Source organism: Roseivivax sp. CAU 1753 (genome assembly GCF_054482575.1).
Genome location: NZ_JBTLRF010000008.1, coordinates 44,407 through 63,354 on the forward strand (window position 1 = coordinate 44,407; position 18,948 = coordinate 63,354).

At 59.7% G+C, this 18,948-nt stretch carries 22 protein-coding genes; 14 read left to right on the forward strand and 8 right to left on the reverse strand.

The window, feature by feature from the left end; all coding sequences use genetic code 11:
• Window positions 1-16 precede the first annotated feature (16 nt).
• The 8 genes from ACXYMN_RS15635 (at window position 17) to ACXYMN_RS15670 (ending at window position 5,739) form a co-directional block, all read left to right on the forward strand.
• Window positions 17-583, forward strand: a complete 567-nt coding sequence (locus tag ACXYMN_RS15635) for a hypothetical protein (protein WP_459014656.1) — start codon at window positions 17-19, stop codon at window positions 581-583.
• A complete protein-coding gene (locus tag ACXYMN_RS15640) occupies window positions 577-1,302 on the forward strand; it encodes a ferric reductase-like transmembrane domain-containing protein (protein WP_459014657.1) in 726 nt (241 codons plus the stop codon). Before ACXYMN_RS15635 ends, ACXYMN_RS15640 begins: the two co-directional genes overlap by 7 nt.
• Window positions 1,299-2,627 (forward strand): APC family permease, encoded by a 1,329-nt coding sequence (locus ACXYMN_RS15645; protein ID WP_459014696.1) that lies wholly within the window; start codon window positions 1,299-1,301, stop codon window positions 2,625-2,627. The genes ACXYMN_RS15640 and ACXYMN_RS15645 overlap by 4 nt, the downstream gene beginning before the upstream one ends.
• 12 nt (window positions 2,628-2,639) lie before the next feature.
• Window positions 2,640-3,638 carry a hypothetical protein gene (locus ACXYMN_RS15650; protein ID WP_271421767.1) on the forward strand — a complete coding sequence of 333 codons (999 nt, stop codon included), beginning with the start codon at window positions 2,640-2,642 and terminating at the stop codon, window positions 3,636-3,638.
• The gene (locus ACXYMN_RS15655; protein WP_271421766.1) at window positions 3,622-4,080 is read left to right on the forward strand and encodes a hypothetical protein; all 459 of its coding nucleotides are present in this window, start codon (window positions 3,622-3,624) and stop codon (window positions 4,078-4,080) included. The genes ACXYMN_RS15650 and ACXYMN_RS15655 overlap by 17 nt, the downstream gene beginning before the upstream one ends.
• Before the next feature lie 18 nt (window positions 4,081-4,098).
• Window positions 4,099-4,596: a c-type cytochrome gene (locus ACXYMN_RS15660; protein WP_271421765.1), complete on the forward strand. Its 498-nt coding sequence runs from the start codon at window positions 4,099-4,101 to the stop codon at window positions 4,594-4,596.
• A 58-nt stretch (window positions 4,597-4,654) separates the two neighbouring features.
• Complete coding sequence (gene petA / locus ACXYMN_RS15665) at window positions 4,655-5,194, forward strand: ubiquinol-cytochrome c reductase iron-sulfur subunit (RefSeq protein ID WP_271421764.1); 540 nt, start codon at window positions 4,655-4,657, stop codon at window positions 5,192-5,194.
• Between the two features lie 74 nt (window positions 5,195-5,268).
• Window positions 5,269-5,739: a hypothetical protein gene (locus tag ACXYMN_RS15670; RefSeq protein ID WP_271421763.1), complete on the forward strand. Its 471-nt coding sequence runs from the start codon at window positions 5,269-5,271 to the stop codon at window positions 5,737-5,739.
• Here the strand turns inward: ACXYMN_RS15670 and ACXYMN_RS15675 are convergent.
• Together ACXYMN_RS15675 and ACXYMN_RS15680 are read right to left on the reverse strand one after the other, a co-directional pair.
• Window positions 5,728-7,104 carry an ATP-binding protein gene (locus ACXYMN_RS15675; RefSeq protein ID WP_459014658.1) on the reverse strand — a complete coding sequence of 459 codons (1,377 nt, stop codon included), beginning with the start codon at window positions 7,102-7,104 and terminating at the stop codon, window positions 5,728-5,730. The genes ACXYMN_RS15670 and ACXYMN_RS15675 overlap by 12 nt on opposite strands.
• Window positions 7,101-7,823 (reverse strand): response regulator, encoded by a 723-nt coding sequence (locus tag ACXYMN_RS15680; protein WP_271421761.1) that lies wholly within the window; start codon window positions 7,821-7,823, stop codon window positions 7,101-7,103. Before ACXYMN_RS15680 ends, ACXYMN_RS15675 begins: the two co-directional genes overlap by 4 nt.
• Window positions 7,824-7,992: 169 nt before the next feature.
• Between ACXYMN_RS15680 and ACXYMN_RS15685 the strand changes: the two genes are divergently transcribed.
• Window positions 7,993-8,613 (forward strand): EF-hand domain-containing protein, encoded by a 621-nt coding sequence (locus tag ACXYMN_RS15685; protein ID WP_459014659.1) that lies wholly within the window; start codon window positions 7,993-7,995, stop codon window positions 8,611-8,613.
• 196 nt (window positions 8,614-8,809) lie between these two features.
• Window positions 8,810-9,196 carry a DUF302 domain-containing protein gene (locus ACXYMN_RS15690; RefSeq protein WP_459014660.1) on the forward strand — a complete coding sequence of 129 codons (387 nt, stop codon included), beginning with the start codon at window positions 8,810-8,812 and terminating at the stop codon, window positions 9,194-9,196.
• Window positions 9,197-9,535: 339 nt separating this feature from the next.
• Here ACXYMN_RS15690 and ACXYMN_RS15695 read toward each other — a convergent pair whose 3' ends face one another.
• The 4 genes from ACXYMN_RS15695 to ACXYMN_RS15710 form a co-directional block, all read right to left on the reverse strand.
• Entirely contained in the window at window positions 9,536-10,291 is a 756-nt protein-coding gene (locus ACXYMN_RS15695) for a hypothetical protein (protein WP_459014661.1), read from the reverse strand.
• A gap of 265 nt (window positions 10,292-10,556) precedes the next feature.
• On the reverse strand, window positions 10,557-11,186 hold the full coding sequence (locus ACXYMN_RS15700; protein WP_088652760.1) for a transmembrane anchor protein: 630 nt from the start codon (window positions 11,184-11,186) through the stop codon (window positions 10,557-10,559).
• A gap of 17 nt (window positions 11,187-11,203) precedes the next feature.
• Complete coding sequence (locus ACXYMN_RS15705) at window positions 11,204-11,932, reverse strand: HupE/UreJ family protein (protein WP_088652759.1); 729 nt, start codon at window positions 11,930-11,932, stop codon at window positions 11,204-11,206.
• A gap of 61 nt (window positions 11,933-11,993) precedes the next feature.
• Window positions 11,994-12,455: a hypothetical protein gene (locus ACXYMN_RS15710; protein ID WP_369002461.1), complete on the reverse strand. Its 462-nt coding sequence runs from the start codon at window positions 12,453-12,455 to the stop codon at window positions 11,994-11,996.
• On the opposite strand from ACXYMN_RS15710, the gene ACXYMN_RS15715 reads away from it, so the two are divergent.
• The 4 genes from ACXYMN_RS15715 to ACXYMN_RS15730 all read left to right on the forward strand — a co-directional run bounded on the left by ACXYMN_RS15715 (window position 12,435) and on the right by ACXYMN_RS15730 (window position 15,155).
• Window positions 12,435-12,695 (forward strand): metal-sensing transcriptional repressor, encoded by a 261-nt coding sequence (locus tag ACXYMN_RS15715; RefSeq protein WP_088652757.1) that lies wholly within the window; start codon window positions 12,435-12,437, stop codon window positions 12,693-12,695. The genes ACXYMN_RS15710 and ACXYMN_RS15715 overlap by 21 nt on opposite strands.
• 8 nt (window positions 12,696-12,703) lie before the next feature.
• Window positions 12,704-14,023, forward strand: coding sequence for an MFS transporter (locus ACXYMN_RS15720; RefSeq protein ID WP_111772748.1), 1,320 nt, complete (start codon window positions 12,704-12,706; stop codon window positions 14,021-14,023).
• Window positions 14,024-14,136: 113 nt separating this feature from the next.
• Window positions 14,137-14,406 (forward strand): hypothetical protein, encoded by a 270-nt coding sequence (locus ACXYMN_RS15725; protein WP_088652810.1) that lies wholly within the window; start codon window positions 14,137-14,139, stop codon window positions 14,404-14,406.
• Window positions 14,407-14,510: 104 nt separating this feature from the next.
• Entirely contained in the window at window positions 14,511-15,155 is a 645-nt protein-coding gene (locus ACXYMN_RS15730; protein ID WP_111772749.1) for a hypothetical protein, read from the forward strand.
• A 7-nt stretch (window positions 15,156-15,162) separates the two neighbouring features.
• Here the strand turns inward: ACXYMN_RS15730 and ACXYMN_RS15735 are convergent, their stop codons facing one another.
• Both ACXYMN_RS15735 and ACXYMN_RS15740 read right to left on the reverse strand, forming a co-directional pair.
• Window positions 15,163-16,500, reverse strand: a complete 1,338-nt coding sequence (locus ACXYMN_RS15735; RefSeq protein WP_088652808.1) for an APC family permease — start codon at window positions 16,498-16,500, stop codon at window positions 15,163-15,165.
• Window positions 16,501-16,549: 49 nt separating this feature from the next.
• Window positions 16,550-18,895 carry a copper-transporting P-type ATPase gene (locus ACXYMN_RS15740; RefSeq protein WP_173014454.1) on the reverse strand — a complete coding sequence of 782 codons (2,346 nt, stop codon included), beginning with the start codon at window positions 18,893-18,895 and terminating at the stop codon, window positions 16,550-16,552.
• Between the last annotated feature and the right edge of the window lie 53 nt (window positions 18,896-18,948).

The window sequence follows — 18,948 nt, forward strand, 5'->3', positions numbered from 1 at the left end:
TCAGGAGAACGCCGATATGAGTTTCAAATGCTTTCTCTCAGGAGCCATTTTCGCAGGGCTCGCCTCCTCGGCCGCAGCGCACGAGTTCACGGCGGGTTTGCTCGTCACCGGATCGGACGCTGTGCCCCGCCTGACCGAAGTGGTGAACGGATTTCTGCTGGCGGCTGATGAACGCGACGGCCATGCCAACGAGACTTCGGATGGTCATCTCGGGGGCGTGGACGTGCAGATTCTGCCCCTTCCCCATGGGTCCAGTGCCGGGTTGACCGGGCTTTCCGGAAATCCCTCGCAGCGTCCCGATGTCGTCGTGATCTTCGGCGACGAACCGGTGCAACACGCGATGCTTCCGCCGGGGGTCCCAATCGTACGGCCCGGCACATTACCGCCCGACCCGGTCTGGCAACAGGGCAATTTCGCCGACCGTTATCGCGCGGCCTACGGCATGACGCCGACGCGGGATGCGGCAAGTGGTTACAACGAAGCGCGCCGACTCGATCACGCGATCCGCCCGCTCGACGGCCTGTCTCCGACGGACGCATTCCAGACCAGCATAAAAGCAACTTCCGGAGGTACTGAATGGTGACTTCGCAACCGACCCTCTCCAGGCATGTAATCGTTCTCGCGCTGGCAATTCTCCTGGGTTACGCGCTTTTGTTGTCGCGCTCGGAATGGTCAGAGATGCACCGCTATAACCGGGCCGTCGGCGACGTCTCACTAATCCTCCTTTCCATGGCAATGGCAATTGGACCCGTATTGCGATTGACCAACTGGAAATGGGTCCGCAGACTCCTTCTCTATAGGCGCGAGCTCGGGATTTGGTCCGTAGTCGCCGCCTTTATCCACACAGTGATCATCCTAATCGGGTGGGTGGAACTGGATATTTGGCGCCTGTTCGGGTTCGAGTTCCACCCGGAGTTGCAACAATACGTCATGGTCCGCCATGGGTTTGCACTTGCCAACGCGTTGGGCGTTGTGGCGTTGCTATACGGTTTCGTGCTGGCAGGCACCTCGAACGACCTGAGCCAGCGTGTGCTGGGTGCCAGCGTATGGAAGTTTTTACAGCAAGGTGCCTACGTGCTGTGGTGGCTGGTTATTATTCACACCGGCTACTTTCTATTCGTCCATTTTCTCGATTTCCACCGTGCGATTCCAGCTCCGAACTGGGCGCAATTGCCGTTTGTGGGATTGGTGTTGACTGTAATCCTCATCCAGAGCGCTGCAACGGTAGGAACGTGGCGACGCCAACGCGCGCGAGAAAGGGTCAGATGCAGTTCGCAAGGATCCTGCGGTGCCAAGCAATGACTAGTCACGCTCACAAAAACCACTCGGCGGCAGGCGCAGGATCGATAAGCCTGACCAGCGCCGTGGCCATGGGAACGGGCGTTATGATCGGTGCAGGCATCTTTGCGCTGACTGGCCAGATCGCCGGACTTGCGGGACCATGGTTTCCTCTCTCGTTCATCGCAGGGGCAGTGGTGACCGCGTTCAGTGCCTATTCCTACATCGCCATGTCGAACCGCTGGCCGTCCTCTGGCGGAATCGCGATGATCCTGACTAAGGCATATGGTCCCGGGGCAGTCGCAGCGGCTGCGTCACTCCTGATGGCGTTGTCGATGGTCATCAACGAAAGCCTGGTGGCGCGCACCTTTGCCACATATGCGCTGCGACCCTTCGACATTGAGGGCGGACCGTTGGTGCCGATCATCGCTGTGGGTCTCATCCTATTCGCCTATCTGGTGAATGCGTCGGGCAACCGGTCGGTGGGGTTTCTGTCGATCCTGATGTCGGCGCTAAAGATCGTTGGCATCCTGGTGTTCGCGATTGCCGCACTTTGGGCCGGGGGCGGTCTGAACCCGGGTCCGGCAATATCGGGCGAAGGCTTTGCACCGCTCGGATTTGTCGGATCGGTCGCGCTGTCGATCCTGGCTTTCAAGGGATTCACCACGATCACGAACTCAGGCGGCGAAATCACTGATCCACACCGCAATGTCGGACGGACCATCATGATCTCGATCGCGATATGCGCCGTAACTTACCTGCTCGTTGCCCTGGCGGTCGGATCAAGCCTTTCGCCGTTTCAAATCGCGAACGCGCGTGACTACGCCTTGGCCGAAGCCGCAGAGCCGGTTCTGGGTCGCACCGGTTTCTATCTGACCGTCGCTTTGGCGATGGTCGCCACAGCATCAGGTTTGATTGCTAGTGTCTTTGCCGTGTCGCGGATGCTGACGATGCTGACCGACATGAAAATGATCCCGCACAGCCATTTTGGGATGTCGGGCTCTATCCGCTCGCACATGCTTGTCTACACGGTCGTGATTGCGGGCGCGCTTGCCGTTTTGTTCGACCTGTCGCGCATCGCTTCACTGGGCGCATTCTTCTACTTGGTGATGGACATGGCGGTTCATTGGGGCGTCTGGCGCAGCCTGCGTCATGAGGTCGGTGCACGCGGATGGGTTCTGATGACGGCGCTTGCGCTTGACGCGGTCGTGTTGGCCGCGTTCGGGACACTGAAATGGCAATCCGACCCGATGATCGTGATCTACGCCGCGGCAGGCATTCTGGCGGTCTTCGCCTACGAAAGGTTGTTTCTGGGCTCTTGGACCCGGGAACAGGCTCCGGAGATGTAAGGAGAGGGAAACATGCCAACAGAACGCGCAAATTCAATATTCCTCGCAGTCGCGGCTGCATTGGGATTGGGCGCAGTATTGGTTGTCGTCGCGAAAGCACCAATTTGGGTCCCGTTGTTGGTAATTGTTCTTGCCGCGCTGCTGCTGTCGGTGCTGGCAAGTCAGCGGTTGATCCGGATCTTTCGGGCAACCAGGCCAGAGAGAAGAATTAGATGGCGTTTGGTGCGGACCTGCATCCTTGTCTTCTTGCGCCCCGCATTCTTTGCAGTGCTTTCCTCGCGCGAAATCGCAGGATCCAATGGTCCGCAACGCCTTTTGGCGGGCCAGATCGATCGGCTCTTTTATGCGATCGAGCCGATGGCACAGCAGCTCCGTATTCATGCATCGCTTGCCGAATTGCCGAGCTTCGGCAATCGTCTGATGGTCGAGCTTTCGGTATTCACGGCGGCGGCACACCGCGTTCTGCTTGATGCCGGATTCCAGCCAGACCATGCGCGCTCTGCCGTCGCAGATGCCGGGTGGATCGTTTATTCGCGGATGTTACGGCTTAGTTCCTTGCCGTTCCGGCTATCGAGCCGTGATCCGGCCACTCGATTGCGACGGACGATTCGGGCTTTGTTGTGGTTCCCGTTTCATGCCCCGGGCGCACCTGGCTACGCCGTCCTCGCGCGATCCGATGACGCCGGTATTACAACCCATTTTACGCACTGCCCGCCCCAGACCTTCATACGGAAGCTGATCGACCGCGATGACAGAAATGATCTGGAAGCATTCAGGCAAAGCTGGTGCCGCTATGACTGGCCGGGGGCAGATCTGATCGCAGGCGACGGGAAACGTGGGCATTACGAACGCCCGCACACGCTGAGTCATGGCGATAGCGTCTGCGATATGTGTTGGCGCGGTCAGGCGGGTCGACATGGTCTGGGCCAGAGGAAGCAACATCATGATGAAGTGAACCATTTGGCAGGCGTGAAAACCGCTGAAGGAGGAGGATATGGCGAGGACTATTGAACCGCCGGGCAAGATCAACCGGACTGTGAACCGTCGCGTGGCTTATGTTTTGGGTTTGGCGATCCTGATGACGACCGCGGCCGAGATCATCTATCTCGTAGTCTGGGGCATGTGGCTGTTTCCAATGGGAAGCTGGCTTGGAAAAACGGTTTGGACCCTCACATGCGGCTTGGCGATGGGCGCCGTCATGGGTGCATTCACTCTGATGGTTGCGGAACCGAGGCGCGGCACTGCAACGGCGTTTTGGGTCGCCGCGTTGACCGTCGCGCTCGTGGGTGCCTATTGCGCCTGGCTCTGCAGCCGGGTTGACGCGCGCTTCGAATATTTCGGCGGAGCCGAGAACAGCCTTTTGTTCGTGGCGTCCGGCGTTGTCCCAGCGATTTTCGGCGGCTTGCTTTACGGCTGGCTTATCTACGGGCGGCCAACTCGGGCCGCTTTCTGAAACAAAAGGAGTAGATCAATGAAACACCTGATGAAAGCAATCGTATTAACGGCAGCAATGGCCGCGACTCAGAGCCACGCATCTGATGGCGGTACACATGCAATGAACGACAAAATGATGTCGCCGGGATTGTTGATGCCGAACATGGACGCCGAACGTGGGCGGGTGCTTTTCGCAGAGAAGGGCTGCGTCGTTTGCCATTCCGTCAACGGCGTCGGTGGCGAAGACGCTCCGATGCTGGACGCCGATACCATGGACGAGGTCATGAATCCCTTCGAATTCGCGGCCAGGATGTGGCGCGGCGCGGGGGCCATGGTCGCGTTGCAGGAAGACGAACTGGGCGGTCAGATAGACCTGAGCGGCCAGGAACTGGCCGACATCATCGCTTTCGTGCACGACGCAGCGGAGCAACGGAATTTCTCCAAGGCGGATATCCCGCATGAGATCGAGGAGATGATGCACCATGAAGGTGAAGATGATCACCACGAGGAGGGCGAGGAGGACGACCACGGCTAACCGCATCTTGACCAATGGGCCACCTGCTATCGGTGGCCCCTGAGACGGAGGACTGCAAATGTCGGAAATCGCAAATCCACATGACGCAAAATCACGACGTGATTTTATCTATTTCGCAACTGCAAGCGCAGGGACTGTGGCAACTGGCGCTGCCGTCTGGCCGTTGATTAACAGCATGAACCCAAGTGCAGACGTGATAGCATTGTCCGTCGTCGAGGTAGACTTGGACGGTGTCGCGCCGGGTACGCGGATTACGGTCAAGTGGAACGGCAAACCGGTCTTCATCGATCACCGGACTGAAGAGCGGATTGCCAAGGCGCGTGCCGACGATACGGCGACGCTGCCGGATCAGGCCCACGATGCCGATCGTGCGGTCAGGCCGGAATGGCTGGTGGTGATCGGGGTCTGCACACATCTTGGCTGCATCCCGCTAGGGCAGCGCGGTGCTGATCCGCTCGGAGACTGGGGCGGCTGGTTTTGCCCGTGTCACGGCTCTCACTACGACACAGCCGGGCGCATCCGCAAAGGACCGGCACCGCGCAATCTCGATTTGCCATCTTACGAATTCAAATCCGATACCCTAGTCAGCATCGGTTGAGGCGCTATCGCTTGACGGCTGCAGGGTCCGTGTCGCACTCAAGCGCCGGTGACGGACCGGCGACGAGGAATGTGATGAAGGTGGACGACAATGCATCCGCGGTCTGGATCGTGCTCGATCTCGTGGTCCTGTCGGGGATTTTGCATTTCACTTGGGAGATACTGCAAGCGCCTCTGTTCTCCAGCCTCGACGGCGCAAGCCATTTCGCCGGTATTGTGGAATGCGCGTGGGCGACGCTTGGCGATGTTCTTATCATGATCGCCGCCTTTTTTGCCGCGCGCGCCCTGGCCGGACCGGCGTGGAACAAATCCGCACTTGGGCGCGGCGTTGTTGTGTTTCTTGCCGTCGGTCTCATCGCGACCATCGCGCTTGAATACCTCAACACAGAGGTACTGGGCCGTTGGACCTACGGTCCGGACATGCTGCGTCTGCCGGTTCTGGGAACCGGACTGGCACCGCTTGCTCAGTGGGTCATCATCCCCCTTGTCGTCTTGTGGTATCTTCGGCGACTACAACCGCATTGCGCCAAAACGCTAGAGCGGTAGCTCCACCGTCGCCTTGAGGCCGCCGGCCTTCCGATTTTGCAGGGTAACCTCGCCTCCGTGCGCGCGGATGACCGTACGGGCAATGGCCAGGCCAAGCCCGGTCCCGCCGGTATCCCGGCTGCGAGATGTCTCGAGCCTCCGGAATGGCTCGAATACCGCTTCGAGCTGATCTTCGGGCAAGCCCGGGCCATTGTCCGAGATGGAAATGATAGCGGCATCTCGGTCACGCAAAAGGCCGACTTCCGCGTTCTCGCCATAGCGGACCGCGTTGTCGATGAGATTTCTCAACGCGCGTTTCAAGGCCACAGGACGTACGCGCGCGACAACCGCCGCTGCTTCGCCAAGTCCGTCAATTCGTACCCCTTTGGTCTCTGCGACAAGCTTTTGCAGAAGGTCGCGCAGGTCCACAGCGACCGTCTCTTCGGTTTCAGCCTCGCCCCGGGCAAATGCGAGCGTCGCCTCGACCATCGTCTGCATTTCATCGACCAAAGCCTCAAGGCGGTCCCGATCCTCACTCTCATCGATCAGTTCAAGGCGCAGGCGCATCGCCGTCAGAGGCGAGCGCAGGTCATGCCCCAAGGCTGCCAGCATGCGCGTTCTGCCGGAAACGAACCTCCTGATCCGAGCTTGCATCCGGTTGAAAGCACGCACGGTATCACGGAGTTCCCGTGGACCGGATTCCGGCAGGGCGGCCAGCTGCTCGCCCTTTCCGGCCCGATCGGACGCATTGGCAAGTTTCCGCATCGGGCGCACGATGCGGACGGCCGTCACCACGGCGACGAACGTGACCAGAATGGCGGCGATGGCCAGTGCCGCGATATCTGAAACCAGCCATTGCGCAACAGGACGGTGAAACATCGACCGGACATTGAGCCAGTCACCCGAGGCAAGCTGGATAGACATCGCCAATTCCAGCGGGCCGGTCCGCTCGGCCAGCATCGCGGCATGCATCTGGCGCATCGAATGCGGAACATCTTCGACGCCCGGCACCGCGTCTGTTCTGTCGTGGATTTCCACCAGAACTTCGCGGGGCGGATCGCCCAAGGTGCGGCGCAACCGATCTGCTATGCCCTGGGCATCGTGACTGTCATGATCGACGGCCGGACTATCGTCGATCCAGAACCGGACCAAGGGCGAATTCGCCGCCAGGACGATCTGCGAGCGCAACCCTTCCGGCGCTTGATCTAGCAACTGCGCAACATTCGCCGCCCGACCGGCGGCCTCGTATCCCAAAGCAGCCCGAACCGCACGGTCACGCTCGTCGCTGAAGACCAGGAGGCTAAGGCCTTGGCTGATGCCGAGCGCCAGCAGCAACATGACCAGCAGCTGCGCGCCGACCGACTGGGGCCAGAGCCGCCGGATCATGACGCTTCCCTCACGTCGGCCGACAGCGAATAGCCACCGCCCCAGACTGTGGCGATCAGTTCCGGATGCGAAGGGTCGCGCTCTATCTTGCGCCGCAACCGGCTGATTTGGTTGTCGATGGCTCGATCAAAGACCTGCGCCTGTCGTCCGCTGGTCAGATCCAGGAGCTGCGCTCGGCTCAGAACATGACGCGGGCGTTCCAGAAACACGGTTAGTAGTCGGAATTCTGCCGTTGTCAGAGCGACCTCCGCGCCGTCGTCGGCAATCAGAACCCGCCGGTCCGTGTCCAGTACCCAACGGTCGAATACGAGCTTGTGACCAGCCAGCGCACCGCCCTCTTTCACAGCAGCGTGGCTGCGGCGCAGGATCGCTTTTACCCGTGCCAAAAGCTCGCGAGGGCTGAACGGCTTGGCCAGATAGTCGTCGGCGCCCATTTCCAGCCCGACGATGCGGTCGGTTTCTTCTCCCAGAGCGGTTAGCATCAGGATCGGGACATCGCCTTCGGCCCGGAGCCTGCGACAGACTGACAATCCGTCCTCGCCCGGCATCATCACGTCCAGCACGATCAGATCAAACCGCCCGACCTTCATGGCTGCATCCATCGCTTGCGCGTCCGCAGCCACCGTCGCCCGCATCCCGTTCTTTTCGAGATATCGGGCAAGCGCGTCACGGATGTCGCGGTGATCGTCGACGACGAGGATGTGCGGGCTCTCTGCCATAATCCGTCCGGGGCTCTCCTAACTTCATTTCTAGCTGATATCTAAGTCGGAATGCCCCAAAAAACTTCGGAAACTCCGGCAATTACCCGGTCTGACACAGTTTGCGACACTTTTCATGCCCGGCTGACAAACTTCTGCGACAGGTGGCTCCCAAATCCTGATCATCGAAATGAATTCCTTGGAGGATCAAACAATGAAACGTCTTGTAATCGCAACCGCAGCCGTCGCCGTGATCGGCAGCGCAATCCCGGTTCTGGCCGATGGCAATCATGGCAATCGTGAAGGTCGCCAAGGCGACCGGGCCGGCAGCATGGGGCAAATGCATCCCGGCTCAATGATGGGCGGTGACATGGGTCAGATGATGCGCATGATGCAGATGATGCCCCGCGGCCAGGCTGGCATAATGGGATCCGGCATGATGGGTATTGCCGGACCGATGATGGGGGGAGGGGATCACCTGCAGACCATCTTTGACGCCAACAAGGACGGCACGGTGACGCCCGAAGAACTTCGCACCGGAATGGTTGACGCGCTGAAGACCTATGATGCCGATGGCAACGGCACGCTCTCGCTCGACGAATTCGAGACCCTGCACGCGGCGCATATCCGCGAAATGACAGTCGACCGCTTTCAGGCGCTCGACGCTGACGGCGACGGGCAAGTCACCGCCGAGGAGATCGCCGCGCCCGCCGATCGGATGCAGCGCATGATGGATCGCCGCGAAGCCGGCAGCCAACAGCGCATGCCGATGATGGATGGCGACGACAACGACATGACGGACAACAACTGACGATGTCAATTCCCGGGCCGGGTCCGCAAGGGCTCTGTCCGGGACACCATAAGGAGATGCGACGATGATGAACGGATTTGGAATAGGCTTTGGCATGGGATTCGGCTGGCTCTGGATGATCCTGATACTGGTTTTGACTGGGTTGGCGATCGCCGGCTTGATCAAATACCTGCGCAAATGACCTGGAGGGCAAATCATGAACTATACCATAAATCGCAGCTTTCCCGCCGCCAGCATGGCCGAAATTGACGAACGCACCCGCAAGGCGCTGGCCGATGCCGGTTTCGGTGTTCTGACCGAGATCGACGTCAAGGCGACCATGAAGAAGAAGTTGGATGTAGACATGTCTGGCTACCACATCCTCGGTGCCTGTAATCCGAAGATGGCGCATCAGGCAATCGGCATCGAGCCGCGGGTGGGCGCAATGCTGCCATGCAACGTCATTCTGCGCGAAACCGACGACGGGGTGGAGGTCTCGGCCATTGACCCCGTCGCCTCGATGACGGCGATCGACAATAGCGAACTGAAGGCCGTCGCCGGACGGGTCCGCAACTTGTTGGCCGCAGCTGTGGCCGCGATCTGATCGCCAAATAGGCCCGGATGGCTCTTCCTGTGACATGACCGATACCGGGGCGGGATTGAAGACATTGAAGCAATTCTGAAAAATCGGGATTGTGTCGTAGAATCTTTTGTTTAGCCTCAACGTCTGTCGCCTTAGGCCTGAATTGCGCGACCGTCTCGGATGGACAGGGGCGCGGGGGGCTATGCGCCGATTGACGGCGAACCAGCAGTTCACTCAGAGGCGGATCCGGTTTTTTCTTTCTGTCTCGCGCGACGGTTCTGACTTATCGAGCCAATTGGGGTTCTTACGACCTGCGCGTCGCTCCGGCGTCATAAGGGCAGTAGATTACTCCGCGCTGAACTAGTAGTTCACCTGCTCAAACCCATAGTTACCCTCAAAGTCTCGCCAATCCACGAATACCGACCGATGATAGATGCTTGGGCAATGATCTCCCCAGCGTTCAAGCCCCACATGGGCCGAGGGGAGGGCGGCGGTGGAAGATCTCTGCCAGGAGAAGTCACCTTGGGTCCCGTAGGTGCCAAGGACGACCACCGCACTGCGGTTGCAGTCGCCATCTCGCCCGGATTCGTGCTGCCGTGCATAACGAACATCAAAGACGCGGATGGACCGCACGAAATTGAACTCCGGTCCGCTGATGTCGATATCTGCACGATCCTGGACGCGGCGCAGGGCAAGATCCACGGGGACGAGCTCGTTTGAGGTTTCACCAATGCTCAAAACGGCCGTTTCTGTCATTGCTTCAGGTGCATGATGGGTCGTGGGGAATGACTGGTGTGGGCGAATATCTTCTGTTCGGAACAAGGCGTGGTAGATTTGGTCTGTTTCGTTCGGCTGACGTTCGATCTCGTAGGACGCGCCCATGGGACAGCGCCAAATCTGCAGCGGCGGTTCCACGGGCCAGGGTGTGATCCGCCGGATGAATTCGGCGCGCGCACGCGTACATGGAACGGAAGCTGGCCAACCGCCAGACAGGCACAGCAGAATCGCGCAATCGATGGGATACGTTTGAGCCCTTGAGCTAGAGGGCAGCGAAATGCCCGTGAAAGCGAGGGCCAAGACCAAGGGTAAAAGTCGGATTCCAAGTAAGACACTCATGCTAGGGTTCCTTGGCAGGGGACTCCCAGAATACATACAATAATATACTAACGCAACGCTAAGTATATTAGTCGCATAATGAAGTTTATGTAATTTTTTTCCACAAGGGTTACGGCGTGTGGGTAAGATGGCCTGTGGCGTTTCCAGCGGCGGCTAGGAGGCGCCTACGTGGCCGCCGCAAGTGCCAGTTTTCTAATCATTTTAGGGTCCTTCTCTGGTTGAAGTGAAGATAACGGAGCCCTCAAAGGGCTCCGTTATCAAGTTGTCAACTGGCGTCTTTGAACTCGGCGTATTCGCCGCGTACTTGAACGGTCACGGTGGCGGTCTCGCTGTCGCGATTGCGCCAGAACCAGCCGTGTTCGCCGTCGAATGCAGCGACGATCTCGCCTTCGTCGCCCATCGATCCGCGACCCTTTTCGTAGGTCACCGAATTACCCCCACCATGGCCGTGCAGGTCGAAGTTGACGCGCCCGCCCTCGACCAGCATCCGGTATTCTGCGGTCTGGCCCTCGGTCATAACGAGCTTCCACTCGGCGGAGTCTCCGGGAGCCAGGGTGAAGGTGGTCTCGTCGCGCCAGACCTCCGCTTCCTGAGCGTGGGCCGCCCCGACGAACAGGCCGAACATGCCGTCTAGGAAGCTGGACTGGTCGCCGCCAGTGGCCTCCAGTTCCAGCAATCGGTCGGCCTCCGCCTCTTCGGAGAGTTGGGTCTTGATTTCACCCATCTCTGCCAGACCGAGTACGCCGCCAATCCCGGTCGGGTCGATGTTGTATTCGGCGGGAAGCACGACAGTCACGAGGATCGCAACGGCGCTGGCCGCAGCGATAACGGTGGAACGGATGAGCTGCGCGGAACTTGGCAGCTCATCGAGGCTCGGTTTTTCTGCGTTGAACATTTGGGTCTCCTAAATTCTCAGGCGGCTACGAAGTAGCCAGTGATTTGCAGGCCCATGAGGATGAATCCCATGGACATCATGACGACGTTGGCGGCGTAGGCCTGCCGGAAGAAATTCGGGGATTTCCGCCAGTAACCCATGACAATGAGGATCACGGCAAGTGCCATCAACTGGCCCAGCTCCACGCCTACATTGAACGCCAGGAGATTGGCCAGCAGCCCATCCGACGCGATCTCGTAGTCGAGTATCTTGGTGGCCAGACCCGTGCCGTGGAAAAAGCCGAAGATCAGCGTCGCGGCCTTAGTGTTCGGCTGCACCCCGAACCAGCGCTGGTAGGCACCCAGATTGTCGAGCGCCTTGTAAACGACCGAGAGGCCGATGATCGCGTCGATGATATAGGCGTTGATGCCCCAGCCGAACCAGACTCCTGCCAGCATCGTGGTCGAGTGCCCGATGGCGAAGAGGCTGACATAGATGCCGACGTCCTTCATCTTGTAGAGAAAGAAGACGACGCCGAGCAGGAACAGGATGTGATCGTAGCCCGTCACCATGTGTTTGGCACCGAGATACATGAAGGGGATGATGTTCACCCCCCAGATTTCCTGGATGTAACCCGCGTCGCCTTCGGTGACATTGTGAGCAAGCGCATTGCCCGCACTCAGAATGAGTGACGACAGCGTGATTAAGGACAGGATTACGATCCGGCCCATGCCGGGATCGGTCCAGCCCCGATGGACTATAGTCATGGATTGAACTCCGTATTCTTGTCTGATGGTTGGTTGAAACGCGCGAGTGGCGCGCGACCAATCAGACGCGCGGAGGTCGTTCGATCAGGAATAAGCGTCGGGGGTTGGCGGCGGCTGCATTCAGCCGCCATGCGGTCTTGTAAATTTCCATGGGCAGCGGCGACAGATCGGGGCCAGGCACAACCGCCTGACTGTGATCGTGATCAACACTGTCGTGGCTGTGTCCGTGCATGGCCCAAGCCAGGTCTTCTTCCAGACCGTGCGAATGCCCGTGCTCGGCAATCATCTCAGCGTGCTCCTGAAGCACATCAATGATTGCGGGCGCATGTGAGGTTGTGGGCATGACCGACCAGACGAGCACGGCCGCGCATAGAAGTGTCGCGAACGCGGTCTTTCCGATTGTCTGTAAAGTTGTCATCAGCTTTGCCTGCCCGCTCGTCTTTGGCGTGATGCGTCGTGGCACCATCTTGTTCAATCCCCCCAGGGAGGATAAGTCGTTGATATGACAAATCCCCCTGTCCATGCAAGTCATCCCGCCCTCATCGCACGGCTGAAACGCGCTGACGGTCACCTGTGTGCTGTGATCGAGATGATCGAGGCGGGCAAGCCATGCCTTGAGATCGCCCAACAGATGCAGGCGGTTGAGAAAGCGATCACCAATGCCAAGCGGGCGTTGATCCACGACCATATGGACCATTGCCTAGACGCTGAAAGCTCCGAAGCCGATCGTGCCGAATTGCGGGCGATCACCCGATATCTCTGAGGCCCGCCATGCTCGATATCCTCTCTGACCGCACCTACCGCCATCTGTTTCTGGCGCAGGTCGTGGCGCTTTTGGGAACTGGACTCGCAACGGTCGCGCTTGGGCTTTTGGCATTCGACCTCGCGGGCGACGGGGCGGCGATTGTGCTCGGCACAGTTTTTACCATCAAGATGGTAGCCTACGTGGGCATTGCGCCGATTGCAGGGGCGTTCGCCGACCGGGTGCCGCGTCGCGCGTTTCTTGTGACGCTTGATCTTGTGCGCGCGGGCGTGGCGCTGGCCCTGCCTTTTGTGACTGAGGTCTGGCAGGTCTACGTACTGATCTTCCTGTTGCAATCGGCCTCCGCTGCCTTCACGCCGACCTTTCAGGCGACGATCCCGGACGTTCTGCCCGAAGAGGAACGCTATACCCGCGCGTTGTCTTTGTCGCGGCTGGCCTACGATCTGGAAAACATCGTCAGTCCAACGCTGGCGGCACTTTTGGTTGCGATGATGTCCTACAATTCGCTTTTCCTCGGCACAGTAGTAGGGTTTACCGCCTCGGCCCTTCTGGTCGTTTCGGTGCTACTGCCCAATCCTAAGCCCTCCAAACCACGCGGCATCTATGACCGGACCACACGCGGCATCCGCATCTATCTGGCCACGCCCCGCCTGCGCGGGTTGCTGGCGCTGAACCTTGCGGCAGCGGCGGCCGGGGCAATGGTGCTGGTCAATACCGTCATTTTGGTGCGCGGATCGCTCGGCCTGTCGGAAAGCGCGCTGGCCTGGACGATGTTCGCCTTCGGCGCTGGCTCCATGACGGCCGCACTGCTCCTTCCGCGCGTAGTGGATGCGCTGCCAGACCGGCCCGTAATGTTCGGCGGTGCTGCCCTGATGGTGGCGACATTGCTGGGACTGGGGGTAACAGTGCTGACCGCCGGCCTTGGTTGGTTCATCCTTTTGGGGGCCTGGCTGCTGGTAGGTCTGGGATATTCCGCCGTTCTCACCCCGTCTGGCCGGTTACTACGCCGGTCCGCCCATGCCGGGGATCGCCCCGCTCTGTTCGCGGCGCAATTCGCGCTGTCGCACGCTTGCTGGCTGGTGACCTATCCGCTGTCGGGCTGGCTGCTGACGGTCTACGGTGTCGTTCCTGCGCTGATCGGTCTGGCGCTTCTCGCGGCCACTGGCATGCTCGCTGCTCTGAAACTCTGGCCAGCGAGCGATCCCGTGGAGCTTGAACACACGCACGACAACCTGCCACTTGATCATCCCCACTTGAAGGGGCATCGCAGGCACAGCCATGCTCTGGTGATCGACGAAAGCCACCCTCGCTGGGCCACACATTTCTGAGCGTTGGCGATTTGACGGAGGGACTGCCTAATCAAGATGGTTCGCAAACCTGTGAAAGAGGGAAGCCGATACCAGAGCGGCCAAAACAAACCAACCAGAAGGATCATCAATTGATGTACATACGAAGCGCACTTCTTCTCACAACCGTCTTGGCCTTGGGGGCTTGCTCGGAGTCTTTCTCGAATTCAGAAAACGCGTCGTCACGCCCGCCATTACCGGAAAATATCCTGGAACTGGCCGCACCGAACCAAGACCTCGCGACCGCCTATCTGCGGCCCGAGGACAACTGCTACTGGTACATGCACGCGAGTCCGGTTGAAACAACGCGATTGCCGCTCAGGACGATCGAGGGAAACCCAATTTGCGTCAAACGGGCCGAGTAGGCGATCTCTGGGAATGCCCGCAACCGGCTTGTCGCTTCCGTCCACTTGGTAGGGATCGATAACGTATCATCGACCTAGTGGTGCCCACATGGCAGGCTATTTCAATGGATAGATTTTTCTCTATCAGTATGCCCGCGGCTCAGTTTGTTAGAAATGTCCTGCTGTTCAGCTTCGCTGCATTACTGCCGGTCCTGTTGTTCTATGTCTTACTGGCTCCGGGCTTTGCTCCGGCTCTTGCTGCCGGCGGACCGGCACTCATGCGCTTTCTAAGGCAGGTTGCGACCAACGGTTTGCCCGTGGTTTTTGCCGTCAACTACGTCAGTTTTTTCCTTTTCGCCATGACAAAGCAACCAAAGGCGGGCTCAAGAGACACGGTGTTTTTCGTGCTGGTCGATGTCTTGCTCAGAGCCCTTCTCTTTCCAGGTCTCCACGTGCTTATATACGTTCTATCTGCCGACTGGTTCGGGTCATTCGGCGGCAATCGTTCAACCGCTTTGGCGGTTGTATCCCCGACTCTTGCGCGTTCGGCGTTTTTCGAGAACATCTCCGGCGTTTACCTCTATGCGACTATGATAAGCGCGTTGCCGCTCTACGTCTCGGCTTTCGGGCGGTCGGAATTTCTTGGACCGGTTGTACGTCGCTTGCCCATGAACACGGGCGTGATGCTGCTTGCCCTGGCTGCGTTTGCCTTGTCGGTCGGGCTGATCACGATCGGCGCACAAGGCATCGCATCTCTTCAGGCCAGGTGATGGCAGGCTAATCACCGTGGGCGTGGGCGTGGGCGGGGGCGACTTGCGGTGCCACCCATTGCGACAAGTAAACGCGCTCGAAGGCGAACACAGCGATCATCCCGACAGCGGCGTAGAGAACGATCATCGGGTCGCTTTGAAGCTTCATCACGGTGAAAGCTGCCAGTACTATCGCATCGAGCGCCAGGGCAGTCAAAAGCACGATACCGAAGGCGCCGACGTCTGCTCGACGATAGCGGAACACGCCCCAATGTATGATCATGTCCATGACGAGGTAAAAGAAAGCACCGAGGGATGCGATCCGGCCTAAATCAAAGAGCACGGCCAACGTCGCGGCGATGACGACAGTATAGACCAGGGTGTGGCGTTGGATGGGACCTGGCATACCGAAGTGGCTGTGCGGGATCATTTCCATGTCGGTCAGCATCGCCAGCATACGCGACACCGCGAAGACGCTGGCCAGAACGCCGGACGCCGTTGCGACAGCGGCCAGGATCACCGTGAGTATGAAGCCGGTTTGTCCAAGGGCGGGCTGCGCCGCTTGTGCCAGCGAATAGTCACGCGCTGAGATGATCTCCTCGATCGTGAGACTCGAACCGACCCCGTAGGCGACCAACAGGTAGACGACGACGCAGATTCCGATAGAGAACATGATCGCTCGGCCAACATTGCGATTTGGTTCAGTGATCTCGGCTCCGCTGTTGGTGATCGTGGTGAATCCCTTGAACGCAAGGATGGCCAGCGCCGTAGAGGCGATGAACCCCGTGAGCCCGTAGGATTGTGAGGTCTCGGACGCCGCGGCGAACGCAAAACCACTGGACCACAGGGCCGCGATGCCAAACAGAGCTATGCCTCCGATCTTGATCGCGGCCATGATCAACGAGAACAGCCCGACCGAGCGGTTTCCGGCGATGTTCACCAAAAAGGCGAAAACGATCACGGCCACAGCCAGAGCGGGGACCAATGGGCCACCTTCGATATCGAAAGGGCGCAGGACATAGGTGGCGAAGGTTCGCGCGACGAGGCTTTCCGCGATCACCATGCTGAGCGCCATCAGCAACGCGGCCCCGCCTGCGATGGCTCCGGGACCATAGCACTTCTGCAGGATCATGGCGATGCCACCCGAGGACGGCCATTTGTTCGACATCCTGATGTAGCTGTAGGCGCTGAAGCTTGTGACGACCGCGCCGGCGATGAATGCAAGAGGGAACAGAGGGCCGGCGAGCTGTGCGACTTGCCCCGTTAACGCAAAGATTCCGGCGCCGATCATCACGCCTGTTCCCATCGCGATGGCGCCGCCCAGACTGATAGAGCCTTCGCGGTACGTGTCTTGTTTGCTCTGCATAAATGGTCTCTCTTTTGCTTTCGGTTCGTCCGAACGATGTTGCGCGCTTCTAGATGCGAACGCCGCGAAGACGCAGCGAATTGAGCACCACCGAGATTGACGACGCGCTCATGGCGAAGGCAGCAAACATCGGACTGATGAGGATGCCAAAGAAGGGAAACAGAACTCCTGCCGCGACCGGCACGCCGGAGGCATTGTAGATCAGCGCGAAGAACAGGTTTTGACGGATGTTGCGCATGGTGGCCCGAGCCAACCGCCGCGCGCGCACGATTCCATCGAGGTTGCCCTTGACGAGGGTGATGCCCGCACTTTCGATGGCCACATCGGCGCCAGTGCCCATGGCGATGCCGACATCGGCCTGCGCGAGCGCTGGGGCGTCGTTGACGCCGTCCCCGGCCATGGCGACCTTGCGACCTTCGGCTTGCAATTCCTTGATGATCCGCGCCTTGTCCTCGGGCAGCACGTCGGCCCGGATCTCGTCGATGCCGAGCCGCGCGCCGATCGCCTTGGCTGTGCGCTCGTTGTCGCCGGTCGCCATGATGACGCGGAACCCCAGTTCATGCAGGTCCTTGATCGCGGCGGGCGTGGTCTCCTTCACCGGGTCGGCGACAGCGACAAGACCGGCAATGTCGCCGTCCAGCACCACGAACATCACTGTCTCACCCTCGTCGCGGCGGGCATTGGCCTTGGCGGTCAGGTCGCCCGCCTCGAGCCCCAATTCACGGATCATCGCCAGATTGCCGAGCGCCACCGCTTTGCCGTCCACAACACCCTTGACGCCCTTGCCAGTGACCGCCTCGAAGTCCCGTGCCTCGTCCATTTTGACATCTCGCTCCTCCGCACCCCTGACGATCGCTTCGGCCAAGGGGTGCTCCGATCCGCGCTCAAGCGATGCGGCGAGACGCAAAACCTCGGCTTCGTCGTGGCCGGGTTGCGGGAGTACGTCGACAAGCCGCGGCTTGCCCATCGTCAACGTGCCGGTCTTGTCGACGATCAGGGTATCGACTTTCTCGAACCGCTCCAGTGCCTCGGCGTTCTTTATCAACACGCCGGCCTGAGCGCCCCGCCCCGTTGCCGTCATGATCGACATCGGTGTCGCCAGGCCAAGCGCACAGGGACAGGCGATGATCAGAACCGCCACCGCCGAAATCAATGCGTAGGAAAGCGCAGGCGCGGGCCCCCAGATCGCCCAGGCGATGAAGGACAGGACCGCGATACCGATGACGGCCGGAACGAAGTATCCCGCCACCTTGTCGGCGTATTTCTGGATCGGCGCGCGCGATCGCTGCGCGTTCGACACCATCTCGACGATCTGCGCAAGCATCGTGTCGGACCCGACACGCGTCGCCTCCATCACCAGGCTGCCAGTGCCGTTGATCGTCGCTCCAGTTACCGGGTCGCCTTCGGTCTTCTCGACGGGCACAGGTTCACCGGAGATCATGCTTTCGTCGATCGAGGACCGGCCGTCCAGAACCACGCCATCGACAGGCACCTTGTCACCGGGCCGTACGCGCAGCCGGTCGCCGACCTGTACGTCCTCCAGCGGGATCTCCTCCTCGGAGCCATCGTCCCGCATGACCCGCGCGGTCTTGGCCGCCATGTCGAGAAGCGCGCGGATCGCCTTGCCGGTTCCTTCACGTGCGCGCAATTCCATCACCTGACCGAGCAACACGAGCGTCACGATCACAGCCGCCGCCTCGAAGTAGACGCCGACATGGCCTTCGGAGTCTCGGAACCCATCAGGGAATATGTCCGGTGCGAGAACGGCAACGACGCTGAAGAGCCAGGCGGCTAGAACGCCCATGCCGATCAGGGAAAACATGTTGAGGTTCAATGTGCGGAAGGAAATCCATCCGCGTTCCAGAAACGGCCAGCCGCACCACAAGACCACTGGCGTTGCCAGGATCAATTCGATCCATTGTGTAGTGCTTTCGCCAAAAAACGTCCGGACTGCGGGGAAACCGACGAAAGGCCCCATCGTGAGGACAAGGAGCGGGATCGTCAGGACTGTGCCGACCCAGAACCGCCGTGTGAAATCCACCAGTTCGGGATTTGGACCTTCATCGCCCGGCACACCGGATTCCAGTTCCAATCCCATACCACAGATCGGACACGCGCCCGGATCAGGCTGCCGCACCTGAGGGTGCATCGGGCAGGTGTAAATGGGACCATCATGCCCTCTAGGAACCAGATCATATCGGCCATCCGCCGGCGCGGCACCCGCGTGGTGGTCGTGATGATCATGTGCTGAATGGACCTCCAGCTCCGATTCCGGCCCGAGATGCATCCCGCATTTCGGACAATTGCCGGGCTCGTCCTGCCGCACCTCAGGGTGCATGGGGCAAACGAATACCGAAGAAGCTGCTGTGGTTTCAGAACTGTCGGGAGTGCTCATTTTGCGGTCCTTTCCGAGAATGCTTCTCTTGCCTAGGGCTTCCATCCGCGGGA

What these genes read in the sequence shown, in the direction of transcription:
- ACXYMN_RS15635 (WP_459014656.1), top strand. Translation starts at nt 17, where the DNA reads ATGAGTTTCAAATGCTTTCTCTCAGGAGCCATTTTCGCAGGGCTCGCC.
- ACXYMN_RS15640 (WP_459014657.1), top strand. Translation starts at nt 577, where the DNA reads ATGGTGACTTCGCAACCGACCCTCTCCAGGCATGTAATCGTTCTCGCG.
- ACXYMN_RS15645 (WP_459014696.1), top strand. Translation starts at nt 1,299, where the DNA reads ATGACTAGTCACGCTCACAAAAACCACTCGGCGGCAGGCGCAGGATCG.
- ACXYMN_RS15650 (WP_271421767.1), top strand. Translation starts at nt 2,640, where the DNA reads ATGCCAACAGAACGCGCAAATTCAATATTCCTCGCAGTCGCGGCTGCA.
- ACXYMN_RS15655 (WP_271421766.1), top strand. Translation starts at nt 3,622, where the DNA reads ATGGCGAGGACTATTGAACCGCCGGGCAAGATCAACCGGACTGTGAAC.
- ACXYMN_RS15660 (WP_271421765.1), top strand. Translation starts at nt 4,099, where the DNA reads ATGAAACACCTGATGAAAGCAATCGTATTAACGGCAGCAATGGCCGCG.
- petA (WP_271421764.1), top strand. Translation starts at nt 4,655, where the DNA reads ATGTCGGAAATCGCAAATCCACATGACGCAAAATCACGACGTGATTTT.
- ACXYMN_RS15670 (WP_271421763.1), top strand. Translation starts at nt 5,269, where the DNA reads ATGAAGGTGGACGACAATGCATCCGCGGTCTGGATCGTGCTCGATCTC.
- ACXYMN_RS15675 (WP_459014658.1), bottom strand. Translation starts at nt 7,104, where the DNA reads ATGATCCGGCGGCTCTGGCCCCAGTCGGTCGGCGCGCAGCTGCTGGTC.
- ACXYMN_RS15680 (WP_271421761.1), bottom strand. Translation starts at nt 7,823, where the DNA reads ATGGCAGAGAGCCCGCACATCCTCGTCGTCGACGATCACCGCGACATC.
- ACXYMN_RS15685 (WP_459014659.1), top strand. Translation starts at nt 7,993, where the DNA reads ATGAATTCCTTGGAGGATCAAACAATGAAACGTCTTGTAATCGCAACC.
- ACXYMN_RS15690 (WP_459014660.1), top strand. Translation starts at nt 8,810, where the DNA reads ATGAACTATACCATAAATCGCAGCTTTCCCGCCGCCAGCATGGCCGAA.
- ACXYMN_RS15695 (WP_459014661.1), bottom strand. Translation starts at nt 10,291, where the DNA reads ATGAGTGTCTTACTTGGAATCCGACTTTTACCCTTGGTCTTGGCCCTC.
- ACXYMN_RS15700 (WP_088652760.1), bottom strand. Translation starts at nt 11,186, where the DNA reads ATGTTCAACGCAGAAAAACCGAGCCTCGATGAGCTGCCAAGTTCCGCG.
- ACXYMN_RS15705 (WP_088652759.1), bottom strand. Translation starts at nt 11,932, where the DNA reads ATGACTATAGTCCATCGGGGCTGGACCGATCCCGGCATGGGCCGGATC.
- ACXYMN_RS15715 (WP_088652757.1), top strand. Translation starts at nt 12,435, where the DNA reads ATGACAAATCCCCCTGTCCATGCAAGTCATCCCGCCCTCATCGCACGG.
- ACXYMN_RS15710 (WP_369002461.1), bottom strand. Translation starts at nt 12,455, where the DNA reads ATGGACAGGGGGATTTGTCATATCAACGACTTATCCTCCCTGGGGGGA.
- ACXYMN_RS15720 (WP_111772748.1), top strand. Translation starts at nt 12,704, where the DNA reads ATGCTCGATATCCTCTCTGACCGCACCTACCGCCATCTGTTTCTGGCG.
- ACXYMN_RS15725 (WP_088652810.1), top strand. Translation starts at nt 14,137, where the DNA reads ATGTACATACGAAGCGCACTTCTTCTCACAACCGTCTTGGCCTTGGGG.
- ACXYMN_RS15730 (WP_111772749.1), top strand. Translation starts at nt 14,511, where the DNA reads ATGGATAGATTTTTCTCTATCAGTATGCCCGCGGCTCAGTTTGTTAGA.
- ACXYMN_RS15735 (WP_088652808.1), bottom strand. Translation starts at nt 16,500, where the DNA reads ATGCAGAGCAAACAAGACACGTACCGCGAAGGCTCTATCAGTCTGGGC.
- ACXYMN_RS15740 (WP_173014454.1), bottom strand. Translation starts at nt 18,895, where the DNA reads ATGAGCACTCCCGACAGTTCTGAAACCACAGCAGCTTCTTCGGTATTC.